The following is a 6697-nucleotide window of genomic DNA, read 5'->3' as shown; positions in this document are numbered from 1 at the left end:
CCCGCGTCCGCCCATCGGCAGTACGCACCACCGCAGGCGTCCCGCCCGTCATCTTCACGGAGCTCAACCCGTACGACCCCCAAGGGGTGTTGTTCGCGACATCGGTCAACGTCTCGAACAACCACCCCTCACGCGTCACGCCATAGACCCGCAGATACGGATCCGAACCCGCCGGCGCCAACGCCGCCAACCCCGGCTGGAAGTTGTACGGACCCCGCTCGTACGAATTCCACGTCCGGCCGTTCGCCCCATCATCCACCGTCTCCACCAAACGACCGCGCTTGGCGACACTGAAGAGGCGTTGCCGACCATCGCTGGTACGGACCACCGCGACGTTCCCGAGCGCCATCGGCGGCGTGCCGCGACCGTAGGAGTTCCAGGTCGAGCCGTTCGCGTGGTCCGCGACCGTCTCGACGACTCCGCCACCCGCCAGATAGCTGAGTCCGTTGTCGTCGCCCGCCCGGTAGAAGGAATGGTCGTAGGACGAGGGATGCATCACCTGGTTCTCACCCAGGTACGGCGTCGCGTTGTGGTCCAAGCCGAGCGCGTGGCCCAGCTCGTGCGACACGACATGCTGCTTCTGGACCGCGGTGTAGCCCAGCACCATCGGGTGGATCCACGCCCGGCCGCCGTTGATCACCCACGTGCCGGTGCTCGAGACCCAGGTGAAATTGCGTGGCCCACCGCAACCCGCCCAGGCCGACCCGCCATCGCATGGCGACGACGCATCGATCGACAGCAGGATCTCCCCGGTCGCGGGCGCGCGGTCCGGCGTCGTGTCCGGCACCGTCCCGGCCGCGACCGTGATGTCGGCACCCGTCGCCCGGCGGACATCGCCGGCTGCGGCCTCGGCCGCCGCGCGCATCTGCTCGATGTCGCCCTGACCGTTGGCCACCAACCGCAGCGTGAAGGCGGCGCGATCTTGGTAGCTCGGGTCGAAGACCTCGAACCCGAGATCGCTGTTCGAGCTCGCCAACGCCCGGCTGCGCAGATCGCTGGAGGCGCCCGGTGATGCTCCGAACTCATGCGGGATCGGGGCGATGTCGTTGTCCAGCGGCAGCGGCTCGGACGCGAGCGCTCCCAAGGGACTCGAGAACGCGCCGAACGTCGCGGCGGCGACTGCGGCCAACACGACCTGCCTACGGGCCATTGAGTTCCTCCTCGGGATTCACACAGACACGCGCGCGAACCCTGAAGCCTCGCGCGGCTCCAGGCTAGCAGCGACGGCACCCGCCTCAGGAGGAGCGGCCGCCGTAGACCCGCCGCAGGACCCGCCCGACCAGACGGGCGGCGAACCGCAGCGGACCGCTCTGGCCGAGCCGCCAGGCCAGGCTCTCGACCGCGCGGTGGCGGGGGGCCGAGAGCAGGTGGCGGGCGTTGTCGCGATCGGCGGTGACCGCCTTCAGCTGCCGTTCGAGCTCGCGGCAGCGCTGCTCCAGGCGGGTGGCCCGGTGCTGGAGCGCGGCCGCGGCGGCCGCCTCGTGGGCTGGCTGCCGGGCCAGCCGCGCGTTGGCCCGCCGCAGCACCGCGTTGGCCTCGACCAGACCGGCGTGGTGGGCGGCCACGACCGGCGGCCCGTTGCGGACCAGCAGCGGCGGCGGCGCGCCGGCCACACCGGCCGGAAGTCCGATCGCCAGCACCGTCCAGCGGGCTGCGCCGGCGTCGAGCGTCGGGGCCGGCACCGATCGCGCCGGATCGTCGGCGGCGGCCGCCCCGATGATCAGCGTCTCGACCAGCTGCTGGACGTAGACGGCCGCGTCGGGCCACCGTCGGCGGACGCCCGCCGCGTCCGCGGTCGGCACCGCGACCACCGCTCCCCCGCCCCGCGCGAGCCAGCGGTCGACGGTCTCCGCCAGCGACGCGTCGGCGAAGCCGTCGGGCAGCACCAGCAGCGTCTCCTCGCCGTCGTCGTCGGGCAGGGCGGCGAGCGCGGTCACCCGCACGCGGGCGGCAGCGGCCTCGACCGGCGACAGCCGCGCGCCGTCGGGCTCCGGCACCGCCACCAGCACCTCGCGGCCCTCGACCAGCCCGGCCACCAGCTCCAACCGCTGCTCCCGCTCGCGGTCGCGCAGTCCCTGAGCGGTCATGCCCGCGCCACCGTCGTCTCGGCCGCCGCGCGGGCGGCGGATGCGGCGTGCAGCCGGTGCCCGGCCGCGGCGCTGCGGGACGCGCCCGGCTGGGCCAGCTGGGCGTTGGCCGCCCGCAGGGCGCGGAGCGCGGCCTCCGGGTCCGGTTCGGTGTCGGGCACCGGCTGGGCGGTTCGCGCCGGTCGCGCGGCGCCGAGGCCCGCCGTCCAGCGCATCCGCCGCTCCTCGCGCCGTGCCCGCAGCTCGCCCAGCAGCCGCTCCAGCAGCGGAGCGCCGATCTCGCGGATCATCGAGCGCTCGCGGATCCGGTAGCGGAACAGCCGCTCGGGCACGATCGCGCCCCACCAGCCGCGGTCGGCCATCTCCTGGAAGAGCAGCCAGTCCTCGTAGCTCGTCAGCTCGTCGTCGTAGTCGAGGCCGCTGGCGAAGATCTCGCGCCGGAAGAGGCAGCTGCAGACGCCACCGACGTTGTTGCGCTCGATCAGCCGCGACCAGTTGCCGTAGGGCATGTAGCCGCCCAGGTCGTCGCCGATGTCGTCGCCGGCGTCGTCGGTGAACTGGCTCCAGCCGCCGACGTAGGCCAGCTTCGGGTCGCTCTCGAGGATCTCGACCATCCGCGCGACGAAGGTCGGCTCCAGCACGTCGTCGGCGTCGAGCGGCAGCACGTAGCGGCCGGCGGCCTGGCTGATGCCGAAGTTGCGCGCGGCGCCGAGGCCGGAGTTCGCCTGGGTGACCACGACCACGCCCTCGCGGGCGGCGGCCTCGGCCATCGCCTCCAGGTCGGCGTCCCGCAGCGAGCCGTCGTTGACGACGATCGTCTCGATCCGCGGGTAGGTCTGGGCCGCGACGCTGTCGAGCGTCGCCGCCACGTAGCGCTCCAGCCGGAAGTAGGGCACGACCACCGAGACCAGCGGTGGCTCGCCACCCGCCAGCACGTCGACCGGGCCGAGCGGGCCGCGGCGGTCGCGCTCGCCCTCCAGCTCCAGGTAGCGGCGGCGGAGCGCGTCGGGGTCGGTCAGCTCGTCGAAGACCGCGCGCGGCCCGCCGGCGGCGATCAGCTCGGTGATCTGGTCGCGGTCGTCGAGCAGCCGCTCGGCCGCCTCGCGGAGGGCGTCGCGGCCGGTCGCCTCGGCCTGCCAGCCGCTGCGGCCGGGGATCGCCATCGCCGTCAGGCCGCCGACCGGCGAGCCGAGCACCGGCCGGTTGTGCTGCAGCGCCTCGCGGGCGACGTTCGGCCAGCACTCCCAGCGCGACGGCACCACGAGCACGTCGTGCTGCTGGATGAAGCGCCCGACCTCGGCCCGCGGCACCGGCTCGCCGAACCGCACCCGCGGGTCGTCGGCCGCGGTCAGCCGCAGCTGCTCGCCGAGCGAGGTCTCGAGCGGGCCGGTGTCGGTGTCGCCGCCGACGATCGTCAGCGTCCAGTCCTCGCGGCCGCTGTCGAGCATCCCGCGCAGGAAGTCGTGGATGCCCTTGCGGCGCTCGGCCCGGCCCAGGTAGAGGAACCGCACGGGACCGTCCGGCAGCGGTCCGCCGCTGCGGCCGGGCTCGACCGCGACCTCGTCGAGGAAGCCGTCGGGCAGCTCGATCGCCGGCGCCAGGGCCTCGGGGCCGTAGTAGCGCTGGTAGGCGGCGAGCACGTCGCCGCCCGACCACAGCAGCCGGTCGGCGTGGCGCAGGCAGTAGCGCTCGGCGTCGAGCAGCGAGACCGAGGGGAAGTCGTCGGCCAGGTGCCCGTCGAGCACCGCGCAGAGCTCGGCGGTCGTGTGCAGCCGGACGCAGACGAGCGTCTCGGCCAGCCACGCCGCGCGGGTGTGGCGGGCCTGGATCGTGACGAAGCCCTCGCCCAGGTAGTCCGGGAACTCGAGCACGTCCGGACCGCGGCCACCGTAGTGCGCGCGGAGCACGGCGTGGACCCGCGCGCTGTAGGCGTGCATGTGGTTGTAGAACGCCCCGTGGGTCTCGGCCGGCTCCTCCACGAAGAGCATCCGGACCGTGTCGGGCAGGACCCGTGGGTCGCCGGCGGCCCGCAGGCGGCGGTACTCCGCCTCGTGGTCGGCACTGGTGACGACGACGACCTCGGCCACGTCCGCCAGCTGCCGGGCCGTGGCCGCGACGATGGGGGCGATCCCCCCTCCCACGAACGGGTAGAGCTCCCGCGAGACGAGGCAGATCCGCATGCGCCAGCGAGCATAGCGGCCGGTTATCGTGGTCCGCGCCGCCTGCCACACGTGGTGCGTACTCCGTCTCATGAAGCGTTTCCGGCGATCGACTCCCGATCCTGATCCCCCTGCCCGATCGGCGGCGCTGGAGCAGCGCGTCGCCGAGCTGGAGCAGCAGCTCGACCGTGAGCGGCTGCGGCCCGAGCTGTGGGCCAACCGCCGGATCCGCGACCGGTTCGGCAACGCGGTCCACGCCGGCCCGTTCGCGGGTCTGGCCTACCCCGAATGGGGCCTGACCGAGGTCGACGGCTACGCGGCCAAGGTCCTCGGCAGCTACGAGGCCGAGCTGCACGACGCGCTCGAGGCGGCGATCGCCCAGCGGCCCGCGCGGGTCGTCGACGTCGGGACGGCCGAGGGGTACTACGTGGTCGGCCTGGCCCGGCGGCTGCCCGAGGCGACGGTGGTCGGGTTCGAGATCGTCGCCGAACGGGTCGAGCAGCTGCGGACGATCGCCGAGCTGAACGGCGTCGCCGAGCAGGTCGACGCGCGAGCGGTCGAGGCGACCGCCGCCGCCCTCGCCGAGGTGGTGACCGGACCGACGCTGCTGGTCTGCGACTGCGAGGGCGCCGAGGCGACGCTGCTCGACCCGGCCGCGGTGCCGGGCCTGGCCGCCGCGACGATGCTCGTCGAGACCCACGACCACGTGGTCCCAGGCGTCACCGACGATCTGGCCGCGCGCTTCGCCGCCAGCCACACCGTCGAGCGGATCGCCAGCCAGCCGCGCTTCGCCGACGACCATCCCGAGACCGACTTCCTGCCGCTGACCACCCGCGAGCTGGCGCTGTCGGAGCGACGGGCGGGGCCGCAGCAGTGGCTGGTGCTGGTGCCGCGGGCATCCTAGGCGTCGACCGGCGGCGGGGGCGGGAGGCTCACCGACCTGCGATCGCGCCGTCGGAGACGTGTCAGTATGCGGTGGGCTCTCGCGGTTTTCCCCCCGACCAAGGAGCATCCTTGCCCCGCCCACGGATCCCGGTGCTGCGCGCCGGCCTGCTCACGACCGTCGCGTCGCTGTCCGTCCTGCCCGCGGTCGCGCCCGCCGAGGCGATCACGGTTACGGAGTTCCCGGCCAGCGACCCTCGGCAGATCGTCGCCGCGACCAACGGCGACGGCCTCTGGTTCACTGAGGGCGACGGCGGCGTCGCGAGGATTGCCACCGACGGAACCGTGACAGAGCTGCCTGCGACCGTCGCGGGCGCCACCGGTCTCGCGGCCGGCGCCGACGGCAACGCCTGGCTCAGCGCGCCAGCGGGGATCTACCGAGTCACGCCTGCCGGCGTCCTCACGCAGATGTGGGCGAACGGCGGGAACGACACCGAGCGCTACGTCCTCGCGCCCCGCGGTCTCGTGCCCGGACGCGACGGCGATCTGTGGTTCTACCGGATGCTCGGCCTGGGCAGGATCACCGTGGCCGGGCAGGTCACGAACGTCGCCGTTCCCTTGCCCGACCAGAACTCCATCTCCGGGATCGCGGTCGGGCACGACGGCAACGTCTGGTACGGAACCGCGTGCGGGGGGTGCAACCGCTGGCGACCTGGGAGCATCGGGCGAATCGCACCAACCGGCGAGTCGCTGGGCCGGTTCGAGGCGTCGCACCCGCACGACCTGGTCGGCGGTCCCGACGGCAACCTCTGGTTCGGCGACTCGACGCCGGTCGACGACGAGCCGCCGCAGCGGATCGTGCGCCTGACGCCCCGCGGACAGGCCGCTGCGTTCTCCGAGGGCCTCTCGCGGTCCGGACCCGACAGGCGATCGATGCGGAAACCGGGCCCGATGGTCGAGGGTCCCGACGGCAACCTCTGGTTCGCCGAGAGCCGCGACGTGCCGGGCGCGCCAGGCAGCATCGGGCGGATCACGCCGTCGGGGGTGATCAGCGAGTTTCCGCTCGGCGAAGGCAGCGCCCGGACGCTCGCCACCGGCCCGGACGGCAACCTCTGGTACACGGACCCGGAGCGCGACCGGATCGGGCGGATCTCGCTCACCGACCCGCCGGGGCCCGCCGATCCGGGGACCGGGTCGACCAGCATCGACGGCGCCGTCGCGTCGGCGTCCTCCCAGGCCACCAGCCGCCGACGGGCCGCGATCGCACTGCGCTGCTCCGCCGGCAGCGGGCGCTGCGCCGGCCGCCTCGTGCTCCGTCTGCGCGCGCGAGCCGCCGCGACCACGACCCGGCCAGCGCGCGTCAAGACCATCACCCTCGGCAGCGCCCGCTTCTCTCTCGCCGCCGGCGACAGGAAAGCGGTCGTCGTGACGCTCAACCGCAGCGCGAGACGACGCCTCACCAGCCGCCGCTCACTGACCGTCCGGGCCACCGCCAAGACCAGCGCGAACACCGCCGAGCGCCAAGTCCGCCTGCTGCCCACACGGACACGACGCTGAGGGACGCGAGCG

5 protein-coding genes are annotated in these 6697 nt (G+C 73.9%); 2 read left to right on the top strand and 3 right to left on the bottom strand.

The genetic code is table 11. The features are described 5' to 3' along the window. The 3 genes from SH587_RS09095 to SH587_RS09085 form a co-directional block, all read right to left on the bottom strand. Positions 1-1129 (bottom strand): hypothetical protein (locus SH587_RS09095; protein ID WP_320670277.1); only part of this gene is annotated, 1129 nt, incomplete at its 3' end. Positions 1130-1235: 106 nt separating this feature from the next. Then, entirely contained in the window at positions 1236-2087 is an 852-nt protein-coding gene (locus SH587_RS09090) for a hypothetical protein (RefSeq protein WP_320670276.1), read from the bottom strand. Further along, complete coding sequence (locus SH587_RS09085; RefSeq protein WP_320670275.1) at positions 2084-4267, bottom strand: glycosyltransferase; 2184 nt, start codon at positions 4265-4267, stop codon at positions 2084-2086. The genes SH587_RS09090 and SH587_RS09085 overlap by 4 nt, the downstream gene beginning before the upstream one ends. 70 nt (positions 4268-4337) lie before the next feature. Here SH587_RS09085 and SH587_RS09080 point away from each other — a divergent pair, with 70 nt between their 5' ends. Together SH587_RS09080 and SH587_RS09075 are read left to right on the top strand one after the other, a co-directional pair. Beyond that, positions 4338-5150 carry a class I SAM-dependent methyltransferase gene (locus SH587_RS09080; protein ID WP_320670274.1) on the top strand — a complete coding sequence of 271 codons (813 nt, stop codon included), beginning with the start codon at positions 4338-4340 and terminating at the stop codon, positions 5148-5150. Positions 5151-5281: 131 nt separating this feature from the next. Continuing rightward, positions 5282-6685 (top strand): Vgb family protein, encoded by a 1404-nt coding sequence (locus tag SH587_RS09075; protein WP_320670273.1) that lies wholly within the window; start codon positions 5282-5284, stop codon positions 6683-6685. The last annotated feature ends 12 nt before the right edge of the window (positions 6686-6697 follow it).

Origin of the sequence: Patulibacter defluvii (assembly GCF_034096925.1) — a bacterium.
In the GTDB taxonomy this organism is placed as follows: domain Bacteria; phylum Actinomycetota; class Thermoleophilia; order Solirubrobacterales; family Solirubrobacteraceae; genus Patulibacter; species Patulibacter defluvii.
The sequence above is the reverse complement of the archived record's forward strand: the minus strand, read 5'-3'. Positions and strand labels throughout refer to the sequence as shown.